The sequence below is a fragment of the Geomicrobium sp. JCM 19055 genome (assembly GCF_000698185.1).
GTDB classification, from domain to species: Bacteria; Bacillota; Bacilli; order Bacillales; family Marinococcaceae; genus Geomicrobium_A; species Geomicrobium_A sediminis.
On record NZ_BAXL01000008.1, the window covers coordinates 139511 to 152857 of the forward strand.

General features: G+C 40.7%; 12 protein-coding genes, 3 tRNA genes and 3 pseudogenes. 14 read left to right on the top strand and 4 right to left on the bottom strand.

Translation table 11 applies throughout. The features are described from left to right. The first annotated feature begins 97 nt into the window (after nucleotides 1-97). Both JCM19055_RS23400 and JCM19055_RS23405 read left to right on the top strand, forming a co-directional pair. Nucleotides 98-955, top strand: coding sequence for a histidine kinase dimerization/phospho-acceptor domain-containing protein (locus tag JCM19055_RS23400; RefSeq protein ID WP_052366133.1), 858 nt, complete (start codon nucleotides 98-100; stop codon nucleotides 953-955). 4 nt (nucleotides 956-959) lie between these two features. After that, nucleotides 960-1463 carry a PAS domain-containing sensor histidine kinase gene (locus tag JCM19055_RS23405; RefSeq protein ID WP_052366134.1) on the top strand — a complete coding sequence of 168 codons (504 nt, stop codon included), beginning with the start codon at nucleotides 960-962 and terminating at the stop codon, nucleotides 1461-1463. A gap of 265 nt (nucleotides 1464-1728) precedes the next feature. Here the strand turns inward: JCM19055_RS23405 and JCM19055_RS31555 are convergent, their stop codons facing one another. After that, nucleotides 1729-2307, bottom strand: coding sequence for a hypothetical protein (locus tag JCM19055_RS31555; protein WP_042359490.1), 579 nt, complete (start codon nucleotides 2305-2307; stop codon nucleotides 1729-1731). Continuing rightward, on the bottom strand, nucleotides 2304-2996 hold the full coding sequence (locus JCM19055_RS31560) for a hypothetical protein (RefSeq protein WP_042359491.1): 693 nt from the start codon (nucleotides 2994-2996) through the stop codon (nucleotides 2304-2306). Before JCM19055_RS31560 ends, JCM19055_RS31555 begins: the two co-directional genes overlap by 4 nt. Nucleotides 2997-3119: 123 nt before the next feature. Here JCM19055_RS31560 and JCM19055_RS08955 point away from each other — a divergent pair. From JCM19055_RS08955 to JCM19055_RS29100, 4 genes and pseudogenes are all read left to right on the top strand, one after another. Next, nucleotides 3120-3889, top strand: a pseudogene (locus tag JCM19055_RS08955) (metal ABC transporter ATP-binding protein). Next, nucleotides 3886-4745: pseudogene (locus tag JCM19055_RS08960) on the top strand (metal ABC transporter permease). Before JCM19055_RS08955 ends, JCM19055_RS08960 begins: the two co-directional pseudogenes overlap by 4 nt. A gap of 54 nt (nucleotides 4746-4799) precedes the next feature. Continuing rightward, nucleotides 4800-5207 (top strand): Fur family transcriptional regulator, encoded by a 408-nt coding sequence (locus JCM19055_RS08965; RefSeq protein ID WP_042359492.1) that lies wholly within the window; start codon nucleotides 4800-4802, stop codon nucleotides 5205-5207. A gap of 376 nt (nucleotides 5208-5583) precedes the next feature. Then, the gene (locus JCM19055_RS29100) at nucleotides 5584-5742 is read left to right on the top strand and encodes a hypothetical protein (RefSeq protein WP_265181968.1); all 159 of its coding nucleotides are present in this window, start codon (nucleotides 5584-5586) and stop codon (nucleotides 5740-5742) included. A 32-nt stretch (nucleotides 5743-5774) separates the two neighbouring features. On the opposite strand, the gene ispG is transcribed toward JCM19055_RS29100, so the two are convergent. Beyond that, entirely contained in the window at nucleotides 5775-6890 is a 1116-nt protein-coding gene (gene ispG, locus JCM19055_RS08975; RefSeq protein ID WP_042359493.1) for a flavodoxin-dependent (E)-4-hydroxy-3-methylbut-2-enyl-diphosphate synthase, read from the bottom strand. A 186-nt stretch (nucleotides 6891-7076) separates the two neighbouring features. Beyond that, nucleotides 7077-7388, bottom strand: a complete 312-nt coding sequence (locus tag JCM19055_RS08980) for a hypothetical protein (RefSeq protein ID WP_265181969.1) — start codon at nucleotides 7386-7388, stop codon at nucleotides 7077-7079. A 271-nt stretch (nucleotides 7389-7659) separates the two neighbouring features. Here JCM19055_RS08980 and JCM19055_RS08985 point away from each other — a divergent pair, with 271 nt between their 5' ends. The 8 genes and pseudogenes from JCM19055_RS08985 to JCM19055_RS09025 all read left to right on the top strand — a co-directional run bounded on the left by JCM19055_RS08985 (nucleotide 7660) and on the right by JCM19055_RS09025 (nucleotide 13161). Then, nucleotides 7660-8457 (top strand): DUF1002 domain-containing protein, encoded by a 798-nt coding sequence (locus tag JCM19055_RS08985; RefSeq protein WP_370543061.1) that lies wholly within the window; start codon nucleotides 7660-7662, stop codon nucleotides 8455-8457. 326 nt (nucleotides 8458-8783) lie between these two features. Then, a complete protein-coding gene (locus JCM19055_RS08995; protein WP_042359496.1) occupies nucleotides 8784-9434 on the top strand; it encodes an NfeD family protein in 651 nt (216 codons plus the stop codon). A gap of 378 nt (nucleotides 9435-9812) precedes the next feature. After that, nucleotides 9813-11449, top strand: a pseudogene (locus JCM19055_RS09000) (Na/Pi cotransporter family protein). 18 nt (nucleotides 11450-11467) lie between these two features. Further along, entirely contained in the window at nucleotides 11468-11959 is a 492-nt protein-coding gene (locus JCM19055_RS09005; protein WP_042359497.1) for a DUF456 domain-containing protein, read from the top strand. A gap of 63 nt (nucleotides 11960-12022) precedes the next feature. Continuing rightward, a tRNA-Met gene (locus JCM19055_RS09010) sits at nucleotides 12023-12099 on the top strand. A gap of 20 nt (nucleotides 12100-12119) precedes the next feature. Then, nucleotides 12120-12195 (top strand) — tRNA-His (locus tag JCM19055_RS09015). A 5-nt stretch (nucleotides 12196-12200) separates the two neighbouring features. After that, nucleotides 12201-12277, top strand: a tRNA-Ile gene (locus JCM19055_RS09020). Nucleotides 12278-12549: 272 nt separating this feature from the next. Beyond that, nucleotides 12550-13161, top strand: a complete 612-nt coding sequence (locus JCM19055_RS09025) for a superoxide dismutase (RefSeq protein WP_042359498.1) — start codon at nucleotides 12550-12552, stop codon at nucleotides 13159-13161. Nucleotides 13162-13347: the final 186 nt, after the last annotated feature.

Genomic DNA, 13347 nt, shown 5'->3' on the forward strand with positions numbered 1-13347 from the left:
GCATAATTTAGCAAATACGCTATTCATAAAATTGAAGATTTAGTATACTTACAATATACAGATTCAGGAATTGTTCATATGAGGAGAGAGTAAGCATATGAAAAGTCCAGCACAACTACAAGTGATTGATGAAGAAAAGGATATTTTTCAAGCATTAAGTAGAGAATTACGCGTCATTGTAGAACAAAATGGAAGCATTAATTATAAGAATCATGATGCTCGTAATTTTTTTAATGAAACAGAACCGTTTTTTCATTCACTAATTGGTGATGAGTGGGTAAAAGCGATGAATTTTCTTAAACGCATGTTTGAGGATGGTAAGTCGCATGAAGCAACACTCGTTCACCGGTTTCATGGCGAAGAGTACCGTGTTTTTTATCGTGGTCAATATGCTTCTGGTCGATTTTATTTAGTTGGACAAAGTCAACCGAAAGAACAATTAGAAGAAGCGAATGCCTTTACGCAATTAATGAAGCAACTTCCGTGTGGAATTATACGAGTGAACCACCAGTTAGAGATTACCGATTTAAATCATCAATTTGAGAACCTAGTCTTTTCTCAAAATACGTATTTACTACCAGAATTGCCAATTGCATCATTACAATCAGAGTCGGAATATGGTCGAATTATGTATGAATGCATCATGGAGACGTTATGGACACGTAAAGATAGTACGAAACGGTTCGTATCAGGTGAAGATGTAAGAATTGTTGCACATAGTGTGTATTTGGCTGGGCATCAAGAAGTGGTCGGTTTTATCTTTGATGAAAGTGCAGAGTTAAAGTATGAAAGTTTACTCGCATATCGCCAACAGATGGAATCGGTTTCGCACCTAGCAGCGGGAGTGGCTCATGAGCTTAGAAACCCTTTGTCTGTTATTCGTGGTTTTTTTGCAACTGTCAGAGCTGACGGACAGTTTTCACAAGTACAGTCATACCATATTCTCAGAAGTTGATCGTATGAATGTAATTATTGAGAACTTCTTATCCATGTCCAGACGGAAGTTTGAAAGGAAATTGCAAGCGCCAATGGGGGTCATGCGCTCAGTAGAAGACATCATACGTTCAGAATGTCTTTTGAAAGATGTTGTCTTTGAAGCAAAGTTCGAAGAAACAGATCGGAAAATTCTAATGAATGAGACGATGATTAAACAAGTCATTTTAAATTTACTTCGGAATTCAATAGAAGCTTATTCAGAAGAGGCTTTGAACAAGCGTTTTAACATTCATTCAGACATCGTCAGTAATCATTATCGAATTAAAGCAGCAGACAATGGTTCTGGAATTCCAGCCGAGATCCTCAATAAGCTCGGGGAGCCGTTCACAACGACTAAAGACAAAGGAACAGGCATCGGGATATCGCTATCGAAGAAGCTTATTGAAGATCATGGTGGAACGTTTAAGATTGAGAGTGAAGTAAATGTTGGTACGGTCGTAACGTTAATGTTGCCGTTTTACGATTGATCTTCTTCGATGAAGATCATCCGATATTTCGTTTTTGTTGCCCGCTCTAACTGTCGTAACGAAAGGGTCGCATGCTGTTGCTCAAAGTAATAGCTTTCCCCTTTTTTTTACATGAAAGACGAACTGCAAATACCGACTACGACCGACATTTTTAAGTTCTATTTTAGCGATGATTTCTCGCCCAGTAACGTAAAGAGAAGCGGCCATTCGTATAATGGCTCCAAGAATCTCGAGTTTCCTGATCCAACGACCGTGTAGAATGCGTTTATACTGTAGCGCTTTTTTTTCTTAGTCGCTTGATCGATGTGAAAGAACTTAAAAGCGCTAAAGAAATACGTTCTTCGTGAGTGAAACCATCAAGTGATCGATTAATGAGGACATTCAACGTATGAGCATGGGCATGTTCTTCATCGATGTAATGTCCAAGCATCCGCAGATGAGAACTAAATAAAAGCAATTGCTCAATTCGCGCTCGTTCTTCATCAGTGTCATTAGGGAACAACAAGTGGTAGTAGGAACGAGCAAGAGAGTATACGGCTTTCCCATACGTGTCCGATAAGTTGAATTCTCTCATCAGTTGATAGATGGTTTCTCTTTTTACGTTGACGAAACGCCTCGTTTGTCGGTCTTGCAACAGCTTGTCATAGAGGATTCCGTCACGTAACCCTTTGCGACTAATAATGAGGCTTTTGCCTTCTGTGTGCCTCATCAACTCTGCAATAAAGAGGCCAGCAGGGACGATATTTCCTGCTCGTTCTTGTGATAGTCCGGCAATTTCACTACGTTTAACCGGTGGAATTTTGCGTAAGTAGTGAAACGTATCATGAAGTTGAGTGTCCGTCATTTCATATTGGTGTAACCTGACACGGGGTACTGTTGGCGTTTGCGGTGAACCGCCGCTAATTGACGCACACTTCCGCCTACACCGATTAATGGGACACCCAGTTTCTTTAACCATGAAAGCTGCCTGAAATGCTCATGAGCAACGTGGCGAATCCGCTTCATGGACGCTTGATCTTCGTTCCACATTTTTGCAAGTGTTAGCGCACCAATCGGGAAACTATACGATTCGACAATTTCACGATTTTTAAAATAGACAACTTCTGTGCTACTTCCTCCCATGTCAAACATGAGTCCGTCCTTAATATTTGTACTGTTAATCGTTGCTAAATACCCGTAATAAGCTTCCTCTTCCCCCGAAAGGACACGGATTGTAATCCCCATTGATTGCTCGATATGGTTTAATATTTCTTGTTGATTCGTTGCTCTTCGAATGGCGGCAGTTGCGACAGCTTCCACATGATCCACATTCTGAGCATCCAAAACCGCTTTAAATTGTGTAAACACTTGTGTTAATACGATAAAACCCTCGCGTTTTAATGCATCTTCTTCATTTAAATACTCGCTTAGACGTGCAGCAATTTTTAAATTGTATAACGATCGATAACGTCGTTTTGCATCAATTCCATAAATAACGAGGCGAATGGAGTTAGAACCAACATCAATAATGGCCATTCGCTCTTGTTCAATCATACTTAAACCTCCAATCAACCATTCCGTTTACAAAGATGGTGATGTGCGTTATACTACTAAAAGTAAATCGTAATGATTACGTTTGTAGTTCTTTGCTTTTTTTGAAACTAGGGGGAAATAATGATGGCAAAAGCATCAACCATCGTTGAAGTAAACAATTTAACTTACCAATATACAGACCGACCCGTATTACAGAACTTGAACTTATCGATCGAAGAGGGGTCGTTTTTAGGACTCGTCGGTCCAAACGGTTCCGGAAAATCTACATTAATCAAGTGTATACTGGGCTTAATAAAACCGCAAGCTGGAAAACTTTCGTTATTTGGTTCAGAACTTCATCGTTTGATGATTGGTCAAAAGTCGGCTACGTTTCTCAACGTGCGAATCGATTCAATGCAGGCTTTCCAGCAACTGTTTTTGAAGTTGTTTCAATGGGTTTATTTGGCCAACTCGGTTTATTCCGCTTTATGAAACGCAATGACCGGAATAAAGTGATGCAAGCACTAAAAACAGTGGAGATGGATGCATACGCAAAACAACCGATTGGGAAGCTTTCTGGTGGACAACAACAACGGGTTCTAATTGCGCGTGCGCTCGTTAGCGATCCAACCTTACTCATCTTAGATGAGCCGACAGTTGGGATTGACGCAACTTCTGCAAGACGATTTTATGATTTGCTTCGTAAATTAAATCAAGATCAAGGACTAACACTTTTACTCGTTAGCCATGATGTTGGGACGATGACAAAGTACGTCACAAATGTTGCGTGTTTGAATAAGTCCATTCATTTTCACGGTACTGCGCATGAATTTGAAACGAATCCTAATTTATCTTCTCTTTACGGTTATGATGTCCAACATATCATTCATGAACACGAGGAAATTGCGAAATGATCGATGTTTTTTTTCAATATGACTTTTTACGAAATGCATTAATTGCTGGAGTATTAATTGGCTTATTGCACCAATGCTCGGTGTGTTTCTCGTTGTAAAACGGATGTCACTCGTAGCCGACGCACTCTCACACATTACGTTAACAGGGATTGCCTTCCACTTATTATTAGCGAACTTCTTTGCAATCTTTTCGTTATACGATCCGATTTATATGGGAATGGTGTTCGCAGTAATTGGTTCTTTGTTTATTAATCAGTTACGCACGGTTTATGGGCACTTTAAAGAGTTAGCGATTCCGATTATCTTGTCTGCTGGTGTTGGACTTGCTGTTATTTTTATTTCTTTGGCAGATGGATTTAACACGGACTTATATTCTTATTTATTCGGTAGCGTTGCAGCGGTGGGTAGCAATGACTTAATGACGATTATCATTATAGCGGTCATCGTATTAGTGTTATTGTTTGTCTTCTATAAAGAATGGTTTTTCTTATCGTTTGATGAAGAGCAAGCAGCCATTTCAGGACTAAAAGGCAAATGGTTGGAGTTATTATTTTCGATTTTAGTAGCACTCGTCATTGCAGCGTCAATCCGGATCGTCGGAATTCTACTCGTATCGGCATTGATGACATTACCTGTCGCAAGTGCGATGCAGTGGGCGAAGAGCTTTAAGCAAATGTTCGTGTACGCGGCCATATTCGGTCAAATCTCGGTTTTAAGCGGGATCTTTCTCGGTTTTCATTTAGATTTAGCTCCAGGTGGGGTTATTGTCGTCTTTGCGGTGATCATCTTGCTTCTAAGCTTACTCAAAAATAAAATCGTAAAAGCATCTTTAAATCGAAACGTTCAAAATCGATAAAGTTTGCATCATTTGCTATAATTGTGATGAAATGTTTGATCTTGGAGGTACAAAATGAATGTAACTAAAGCAATTCACTCGTTGAAGTCTTCCGGATACAAGTATACTGACAAACGTAAAGATATCATTGAGTTTTTAAGTGAACGTGATGGGTATACGCCAGCTAAAGAAGTGCTCGTGTTTATGCAAGAAAAATATAACGGTTTAAGCTTTGATACAGTTTATCGCAATTTATCTCTATTCGCTGAAATTGGCATTTTAGAAGCTAGTGAATGGGAAGGGGAGAAGCGTTTTCGGTTAAGCTGTATCGGAAGCCATCACCATCATATGATTTGTTTAACTTGTGGAAAGACGAAGCACATTGACGCATGTCCGATGGAGCAGATGAGGTTGTCCCAAGATGATTTCTCTGTAACGAGTCACAAATTTGAAGTGTTCGGCTATTGCAAGACATGTCAATAAAGACCAATCAAGCAGAACAGCTTGATTGGTCTTTATTTTTTGTTGAAACCAAAAATTTCCTAGAAGGTTGTCAGCATAAATCTTCATGATCCTCACATAATAGTAATGCCCGCTTGAGCCGGTAGGGAGGGAATGTAGGTGGCAGATGATGAACGTTACAATGAGCGTCCAGAAGAAAGACGTGAAATGACGGACCCACTCATCGATAACTACAACCAAGGTTATATGGAAGAAACCTCCGCGGAAGTCAGCTCACCGAATCTAGATTACCGCATGGACCGGACAGGTCCAGGTGACAGCGATTTGGAGACAGATGAAGAAAAGGGTCGTAGCTCTGTGGGAGCTGGATTAGGTACAGCAGCGATTATTATGTCGATTGTTTCCCTCTTTTTTTCTTCCTGTCATATTAGGTGCCGCTGGGATCGTAACTGGTTTCTTTGCTCGCCAGCAAGGAGCTGTCGGTCTAGGATGGTGGGCGATCGGGATCGGTGCACTCTCGATTCTCATGACATTTCTGTTTGCACCGTTTATGTAAAACAAAAGAAACCCCGTATGGGGTTTCTTTTGTTATGTCGTAGAATTCGCTGCTTCTTGATCTCGTAATTTTTGGTAATGCTCTTCAGCGAGTTTATCGACTTCTTTCTTTAATTCATCAACCATAATTTCTTCTGGTACTTTACGGATGATTTCTCCGTGTCTAAAGAGAAGACCTTCGCCTTTTGCACCAGCAATTCCAATGTCAGCTTCTCGAGCTTCACCTGGCCCGTTTACCGCACAGCCAAGGACAGCTACTTTAAGAGGTGCTTTTACGTGGGAAATATACTCCTCGACTTCGTTAGCGATGCTAATCAGATCAATTTCAATACGCCCGCAAGTTGGACAAGAAATTAACGTAGCCGCATTAGACGCAAGGCCGAATGTTTTAAGAAGTTCACGAGCTACCTTTATTTCTTCAACAGGATCAGCGCTCAAGGAGATGCGCATCGTGTTACCGATTCCTTTACTTAGAATCGTTCCGAGTCCAGCAGCACTTTTAATCGTACCTGCAAAAAGTGTCCCGGATTCAGTGATTCCTAAGTGAAGAGGGTAGTCAAACGCTTGCGCTGCTTTTTCGTAAGCTTCAACTGCAAGGTCAACGTTTGAGGCTTTCATCGAGACGATAATGTCATGGAAATCAAGTTCTTCCAAAATCGAAATATGATGAAGAGCACTTTCAACCATCGCATCTGCTGTCGGATAACCATATTTCTCAAGTAAGTGACGCTCTAATGAACCAGCATTAACACCGATTCGAATTGGAATCCCTTTTTCTTTCGCAGCTTTTACGACAAGTTCAACTTTGTCACGCTTCCCGATATTTCCTGGGTTAATACGAATTTTATCTGCACCGGCTTCAATGGCCTTTAATGCAAGTCGATAATCAAAATGAATATCGACAACGAGCGGAATGTTAATGCGAGATTTAATCTCAGCAAGTGCATCTGCTGCTCGTTGGTCAGGGCATGCAACACGAACAACCTGACAACCAGCTTCTTCTAGACGGCTGATTTCAGCGACGGTCGCTTCCACATCATGTGTTTTTGTTGTCGTCATACTTTGGATGATGACTTCATCGTTACCACCGATTACAAGGTTACCGACGTTAACTGGCCTCGTTTTCGTACGATGGGTTAGTTCACTCATTATTCCTTCGCCCCTTTAATGACGCTATTCTTTATAACAGGAAGTCCTGCTTAAAAGTTTAACATATCATAAAGAAGTCAAACGGCAGTCGATGTCGATGTCGATGACTTCTTGCTCTACTCATTGTAGCAACGCCTCATGTGTATTGGCAAGCTAAGAGCGTCAACCTTAATATCTCGTTCACAATTATTGTCCGTAGATCGGAAATGTATAAATTTCTCCAGCTTTTAATTGTTCATATTCTGTGCCATCATTTAATGTTTCAAAGTCTTGTTTAATGTCTTCAATGGAAATTACGATCGCTTCTTCATGGAGTTGTTCAAGTATGGTGAGTAGTGTTTGTCCACTTTCAACCTCAATCGCTACAGTATCAATAATTCGATCAGGCAATGGAGCTGTTTCTTCAACATGATCGGCCTCATCTTGTTCTACAGAATCTGCTGTAGCAGGTTCTTCATTTATAAATGAGCCTTCTACTGGCAAACTGCCACGTGACAAATCATAATAGACGGCAACAGCAACGAGTAGAATTGACGCAACCCAAATCCATTTTTTTCATCGTGTAACCTCTCCATTCGAATAACGACTATATAAATAACTTATCTATGTATAAGTATATGCTTGTCTTGTGGAAAAATGCTGTGAAAATATAAAAAAGCTTCAGATTTTCTTTTCATTTCACAAGACGTATGGTAGAACCGAAAAGAAGAATAGAACGGAATTTGACAGGGGGAAAACACTCCAATGAAAAAAACTTTCAATTTTGGGGATGGTAGGTTTATTAATCGGATCCAGTTTCGCAGTTCCACAAACCGCGAGCGCGGATGCTGGTCCAGGAGATGTTATTGTAACGCTCGGTGAAGACTTAACACCTGCTCAACGAGAAAGTTTATTAGCAGAAATGGGCAGTGATGAAAACGCCAATATCGTAACGGTCTCAAATGCAGAAGAACATGATTATTTAGGTGAATACATTCCAGCCGGAAAAATTGGTAGCAACGCTTTATCATCTGCACGCATTACGATCGAAGAGTCTGGATCAGGTGTTAATGTAGAAACGAATAACATTAACTGGGTATCTGAAGGAATGTATGCAAATGCACTTGTGACAGCAGGTGTAGAGGATGCAGACATTTACGTTACTGCACCGTCATCCATTTCAGGCACGGGAGCATTAACGGGTATTCTAAAGGCGTATGATTCAGAAGCGGATGGTCTTTCAGAAGAGCGTATGCGCATTGCGAATGAAGAAATGGTAGAGACGGGTGAACTTGGTGATCGGATTGGTATGGAAGAAGCAACAGAACTAGTCACACAAATTAAAGAAACCATTGCAGAAGAAAATGTAGAAAATGAAGATGATTTACGAGCACTCATTCAACGTATTGCTTCAGATTTAGGCATTGAATTAACGGATGAAGAACTGGACGGTCTTGTCTCTTTGTTTATGAGAATGCAAGATTTAAACATTGACTGGAACCAATTAGGAGAGCAAGTGAATCAGATTCGCGATAATATTGGCGACTGGTTAAGCAAGAAGAAACACAGAATTTCTTTCAATCGGTGATGGATTTCTTTAGTGAATTAATCGATTCGATTGCTGATTGGTTCAACTCAAACGAGAGTGAATCTTCGAGTGGTTCTTAAATAATAAATATAATATATTAAAACCCCGCAACCGTTATACAAATCGTATAGCGGTTGCGGGGTTTTATTGTTCCATGAGAAGCCAAAGAATAATAATAAAAGATATTCGAACAAAGGAACGCCTATTTGAAGATGAGATTGTGCAGAATAAAGCATTTTTTTGCTATAATAGACTTAGATATGAAACCGTTTTAGCCTTCTTTACGTATAGAAAAGAAAGCAACGTTTTGGGAGGGGTGTATAAAGATGGCTTGGTTGGATTATAGTTTTGTCGGTTTTCTCGTTGTTGTACTTGCCACGATGTTTCTAATTGGAGAATTGCTCGTAAAGTCACGAGGAATTTTTGGTGTGGTTGGTGTCGTATTAATTACCCTTTATTTTGCTCATCATTTAGACGGATTAGGCAATGCGTGGGTCGTTGGGGCGTATTTGATCGGTTTAACGTTAATTCTTATAGATGGTAAGTTATTTGGAGATGGAATGGTTTCTGCACTCGGTGTCGGGCTAATGATCGTCGGTTTAGCGATTCCAGCACCAGACTTGTTGTATTCTGTTCTCGTCGGTTTTGGTGTGTTAATCGGTGGCTCTGGAGCGTTTTTATTTATGAAAGTGTTCCCTAGACGTGAATTGTGGACGAAGATGACATTTAAAGATACGTTATCTAGTGAAGAAGGCTATAATTCGATGAATGAATCGTATCGTGATCTCGTCGGAAAAACAGGGAAGACACTTAGTGATTTCAGACCAACAGGAACCGTGGAAATTGAAGGACAACCATACAGCGCAACGACAGGTGCCAGTTGGTTGAAAGCGAACGTTGACGTTGAAGTGAAGTCTGTTGATGGTACACGGATTTTAATTGCGGAGATTCAAAAAGAAAACAAAGAAGAAGTGTAAAGAACCCTCAGTGTTGAGGGTTCTTTTTTTAGTAAACAGCCAAACGACCATAGAGGTTCCTACCGAAGTAGCGTTTTTACAAAAATTGAAAGTGCGTGTTTAACTGCATGAACGTCTCCAAACAGTAGAATCTTCTAATGTATAAAGGGATTTTTTGCATCTTGGAGAGGATCTTTGGGCAACCTAACTTGGAGTCAGGTATAAAGATAGATGGTGTAAACAATTCAAAAATGTACAATAAAGGAAGTGAGATTGTATGCGGAAAAAAAGAATCGTATGATAATCTTTACATAATCTTTACAAACCTTTGATGATACATTAATAATTGACACGTATGATCGATTTTGGGTAAACGATCTAATACTAGGTTTTGAAGGGATGAGGAGTTTGGACGTAATGGATCTCCTGTTTCTATTTCTCGGGGGTATAGGAATCTTTTTGTTTGGTATGAAGTTTATGAGCGACGGCTTAACGAAAATTGCCGGCGATCGCTTACGAGATCTTTTGGATCGCTTCACATCAAATCCATTAAAAGGAGTCCTTGTCGGGATTGTTGTAACAGTTTTACTACAATCAAGTACGGCAACAATTGTATTAACCGTTGGACTTGTTAATGCAGGTTTTATGACACTGACGCAAGCGATTGGTGTTATTATGGGTGCGAACGTTGGTACCACAACGACAGCATTCATTATCGGAATTAACATTTCTGCTTACGCACTACCGATTATTTTCGTAGGTACATTCTTTATTTTCTTCTTTAAGAACAAAAAATTGAACAACATAGGACAAGTTATATTCGGTTTTGGTGCACTATTCCTAGGGCTTGAATTTATGGGTGATGGTGTAGAACCACTAAAAGACAACGCATTTTTTTTGCGGAGTTAACACTTAGCATGAGTGATAACCCAATTCTCGGTGTTATTGTCGGTACTGTGTTTACAGCTATTATTCAAAGTTCTACAGCGGCAATTGGTTTACTTCAAAGCTTCTACGATTCAGGAGCGATGGATTTAAATGCAGCGTTGCCAGTATTATTCGGTGATAATATTGGTACGACAGTCACAGCTGTCATTGCTTCAATTGGAGCAAGTGTTGCTGCGAAGCGTACAGCACTCAGTCACGTTATATTTAACTTAATTGGTGCTACCGTCATTATGATTCTACTCGTACCGTTTACAAACCTTATTGTTTGGTTTGAAGAAACGTTAAACTTATCACCGCCAATGACGATTGCTTTTGCTCACGGTACGTATAACGTTGCCAATCTATTGCTACAAGTTGCCTTTATCGGTGTACTTGCGACGATTGTAACGAAATTAATACCAGGTAAGAGCGAAGAGATCGAGTACAAAGCGAAACACCTTGATCCAACGTTCATTCAACGAGCGCCATCGATTGCACTCGGCCAAGCTCGTGCAGAAACACTACGCATGGCGAACTTTGCTGAACTAGGATTAGAAGAAGTGCTCGAATATCTTCATACGAACAATCGTAAAAATGCGGAACGAACGATCCAGTATGAGGAAGCCATTAACAACCTTGATCGAACGATCACAGAGTATTTAATGCAGATCTCTAACCGATCACTTTCAAGTGATGATTCATTCACGCATACGATGTTACTCGATACCGTACGTGATATTGAACGAATCGGAGATCATATGGAAAACATTATGGAACTCGTTGACTATCAAATCAAAAACAAAGTAATATTATCTGAAGATGCAAAAGCAGATTTAGAAGAAATGTTTACTCTTACACGTAAAACGTTGAAAGATGCAGTGTATGCATTAGAGCACCACGATGTGGAAGCTGCTCGTGCGACCGAACAACAAGAAGATGAAATTGACAAGATGGAACGCAAAATGCGTAAGAAGCACATTATGCGTATGAACGAAGGTCGTTGTTCTGGTTCAGCAGGAATCGTGTTCGTCGATATCGTAAGTAACTTAGAGCGAATTGGTGACCACTCCGTAAACATTGCTGAAGCAGTTTTAAATGAAGAGAAGTAATAGAAGGAGATGAGTGAGATGGATATCGTATGGATTGTACTTTCAGTTGTTTGCTTTGCGTTAGCAATTATCGGTGTGGTATACCCAATCATACCGAGTGCACCAGCGTATATCCTCTCACTCGTTTTTCTAGCTCTTTATACAGGCTTTGATTATTTTGGTTGGTTTTTCTATACAGCGCAAGGTATTCTCGTCGTTTTAATGCTCGTCATTGACTTTTTAACGAGTTATTACGGCATTACGAAAATCGGCGGATCAAAAGCCGCGGTATGGGGAAGTGTCGTCGGGTTACTTCTCGGCCCACTTCTTATTCCTTTACCGTTATTTAATCTGTTGATCGGTGCCTTTATCGGTGCGATTGTTGGAGAACTGATAGCAGGTGGCCGTAATCTAAAGAAGCTATCACAAATTGGACTTGGGTCATTGCTCGGATTTATCGGTGGAGTGATCGGTAAGTTTGTACTAATTTTTGTCGGCATGATTCTAGTAGCCGCTGCATTAATTTGGTAGATTATTAGAATTTAGCTTGCGGCATATAGTTTTGTGTGGTATATTAGCAAATGTCCAATTCATGGCGGTGTAGCTCAGCTGGCTAGAGCGTACGGTTCATACCCGTGAGGTCGGGGGTTCGACTCCCTCCGCCGCTACCAATTACATAATTACGAAAATGGCGGCTGTGGCGAAGTGGTTAACGCACCGGATTGTGGTTCCGGCACTCGTGAGTTCGATTCTCATCAGCCGCCCCATGTTTGGACCCTTAGCTCAGTTGGTTAGAGCAGACGGCTCATAACCGTCCGGTCGTAGGTTCGAGTCCTACAGGGTCCACCATATCGTAATCATTCAAATCATTAACGATTGTTAATGATTTTTTTATTTTTAGTAGTGTTTATAAAAATAACGATACTAGATTCATGAAAAAAATATGTTTAGTAAATAAAGATGCAGGGAAGCAAATCTATAAGCGCACGAAGTTAATTTACTTGCCAAAAGTTAGGTGCTTTGCTAATGTAAAATTGAGGTAAGTTGAATAGCAATGATGAATGTTATTGCTACCATACTCAAATTTAACATTACAATCGATTCGTAGGAGGAGATTTATTATGACTAATTATCAACTTCCCGATCTTCCATATGCAGCAAATGCGTTGGAACCACACATTGATGAGACAACAATGAACATTCATCATGGGAAACACCACAACACGTACGTAACGAAACTTAACGATGCGCTTAAAGGACACGAAAGTCTTGCAAGCCAATCTGTTGAGGATCTTGTGACGAACCTTGATAAGGTTCCAGAAGAGATTCGTACAGCAGTACGTAACAACGGTGGTGGCCATGCTAACCACAAGTTGTTCTGGACAATCCTTAGCCCAGAAGGTGGCGGCAAGCCATCTGGAGACCTACTCGCTGCTATTGAGAACAAATGGGGCACATTCGATGCATTCCAAGAAGAGTTCGCAAACACAGCACTAGGCCGCTTCGGTTCTGGGTGGGCTTGGCTCGTTGTGAACAACGGCAACCTTGAAATCCAAAACACATTAAACCAAGATTCGCCACTTACAGAAGGTAAAACACCTGTACTCGGTCTAGACGTTTGGGAGCACGCATACTACCTAAACTATCAAAACCGTCGTCCAGACTATGTAGCAGCATTCTGGAACGTTGTAAACTGGCAAGAAGTTGCTCGTCGCTTCGACGAAGCAAAGTAATCGATTAATATAAGACAAGACCAATCGGTCTTCGTCTTTTTTTGTTGTGTAGAGCAAGCAAGGTAAAGTTAGGTGCAAGAGGAGCGGTGCGCGTAGCAAGAGGAGCGATGCGCGTAGCAAGAGGAGCGATGCGCGTAGCAAGAGGAGCGGTGCGCGTAGCAAGAGAAGCGGTGCGTGGTGCAAGAG

Excerpts from the sequence above, each read along its gene's own strand:
- JCM19055_RS08965 (WP_042359492.1), top strand. The coding sequence starts at position 4,800 with ATGAATGTAACTAAAGCAATTCACTCGTTGAAGTCTTCCGGATACAAG.
- JCM19055_RS31560 (WP_042359491.1), bottom strand. The coding sequence starts at position 2,996 with ATGATTGAACAAGAGCGAATGGCCATTATTGATGTTGGTTCTAACTCC.
- JCM19055_RS09005 (WP_042359497.1), top strand. The coding sequence starts at position 11,468 with ATGGATATCGTATGGATTGTACTTTCAGTTGTTTGCTTTGCGTTAGCA.
- JCM19055_RS31555 (WP_042359490.1), bottom strand. The coding sequence starts at position 2,307 with ATGACGGACACTCAACTTCATGATACGTTTCACTACTTACGCAAAATT.
- JCM19055_RS23405 (WP_052366134.1), top strand. The coding sequence starts at position 960 with ATGAATGTAATTATTGAGAACTTCTTATCCATGTCCAGACGGAAGTTT.
- ispG (WP_042359493.1), bottom strand. The coding sequence starts at position 6,890 with ATGAGTGAACTAACCCATCGTACGAAAACGAGGCCAGTTAACGTCGGT.
- JCM19055_RS08995 (WP_042359496.1), top strand. The coding sequence starts at position 8,784 with ATGGCTTGGTTGGATTATAGTTTTGTCGGTTTTCTCGTTGTTGTACTT.
- JCM19055_RS09025 (WP_042359498.1), top strand. The coding sequence starts at position 12,550 with ATGACTAATTATCAACTTCCCGATCTTCCATATGCAGCAAATGCGTTG.
- JCM19055_RS23400 (WP_052366133.1), top strand. The coding sequence starts at position 98 with ATGAAAAGTCCAGCACAACTACAAGTGATTGATGAAGAAAAGGATATT.
- JCM19055_RS08985 (WP_370543061.1), top strand. The coding sequence starts at position 7,660 with ATGGTAGGTTTATTAATCGGATCCAGTTTCGCAGTTCCACAAACCGCG.